The sequence below is a fragment of the Butyricimonas synergistica DSM 23225 genome (assembly GCF_000379665.1).
GTDB lineage: Bacteria > Bacteroidota > Bacteroidia > Bacteroidales > Marinifilaceae > Butyricimonas > Butyricimonas synergistica.
The window spans coordinates 1-1,447 of sequence record NZ_KB903365.1 but is presented as its reverse complement, the minus strand read 5'-3'; the positions used below and the strand labels follow the sequence as shown (position 1 = coordinate 1,447).

At 52.7% G+C, this 1,447-nt stretch carries 1 rRNA gene; it reads right to left on the bottom strand.

The window, feature by feature from the left end:
• A 23S ribosomal RNA gene (locus A3CY_RS0112425) occupies positions 1–1,316 on the bottom strand; the annotation flags it as partial.
• Positions 1,317–1,447 lie beyond the last annotated feature (131 nt).

Here is a 1,447-nt window from a genome sequence, read left to right as displayed (position 1 = left end):
TCTCGCCCCCATTATCGTTACTTATGCCTACATTTGCTTTTCCTGACGCTCCAGGATACCTCGCGATACCCCTTCGACGCCGACAGGAATGCTCTCCTACCGGTCAGACATGATCTGACCCCACTGCTTCGGTTGGCGGTTTGATGCCCGTGTATTATCCACGCGGGACCACTCGACTAGTGAGCTGTTACGCACTCTTTAAATGAATGGCTGCTTCCAAGCCAACATCCTAGCTGTCATCGCGATCCCACCTCGTTTTTTCAACTTAACCGCCCATTGGGGACCTTGGCAGGTGGTCTGGGTTCTTTCCCTCTCGTCCGCGGACCTTAGCACCCGCGGGCTCACTCCATGGTTATGATGTTCTAGCATTCGGAGTTTATCCGGATTTGATAGGCGGTGAAGCCCTCGCGTCCAATCAGTAGCTCTACCTCTAGAACAGAACACCACAGGCTGCACCTAAATGCATTTCGGAGAGTACGAGCTATTTCCCAGTTTGATTGGCCTTTCACCCCTACCCCCGAGTCATCCGAAAACTTTTCAACGTTTACCGGTTCGGTCCTCCATCACGTGTTACCGCGACTTCAACCTGCTCGGGGGTAGATCACAAGGTTTCGCGTCTAGCGCCACCAACTGCACGCCCTTTAGAGGCTCGCTTTCACTTCGGCTAACATCCCTGAAGGATTTAACCTCGCTGGTGACGACTAACTCGTAGGCTCATTATGCAAAAGGCACGCCGTCACCGGACGTACCGGCTCCGACCGCTTGTAGGCGCGCGGGTTCAGGGTCTATTTCACTCCCCTGCTAGGGGTTCTTTTCACCTTTCCCTCGCGGTACTGGTTCTCTATCGGTCTCTCGGGAGTATTTAGCCTTGCCAGGGGGTCCTGGCGAATTCAGGCAGGATTTCTCGTGTCCCGCCCTACTCGGGATTCCACTATCTCATTTTGTCTGTACACGCACGGGGCTATCACCCTCCGCGGCTTACCTTTCCAGGTAATTGCGTTTAAACAAAAATCGAATGACGTGGTCCCATGACCCCGTTGTCGCCGAAACGGCAACGGTTTAGGCTCTTCCCCGTTCGCTCGCCACTACTGGGGGAATCACATGTTGTTTTCTTCTCCTGCGGGTAATGAGATGTTTCAGTTCCCCGCGTTTGCCTCCTTTACAGGATGACTGGAATCTATCCAGCCGGGTTGCCCCATTCGGAAACCCACGAGTCAAGGGTTACTTGCACCTCGTCGTGGACTATCGCGGCTTATCGCGTCCTTCATCGCCTCCGAGAGCCAAGGCATCCACCGCGCGCCCTTCATTATTCACGTTCGTTAGCGTCGTGTGTTTATATCTACCTTTGTCGATGTATCACTACATCAACGGCTCTGTGTATTTATTCACTACATTTTTACTTCGTGGATCAAATGATCCATTAACGTTCCAGCATGTCAAAGAACTT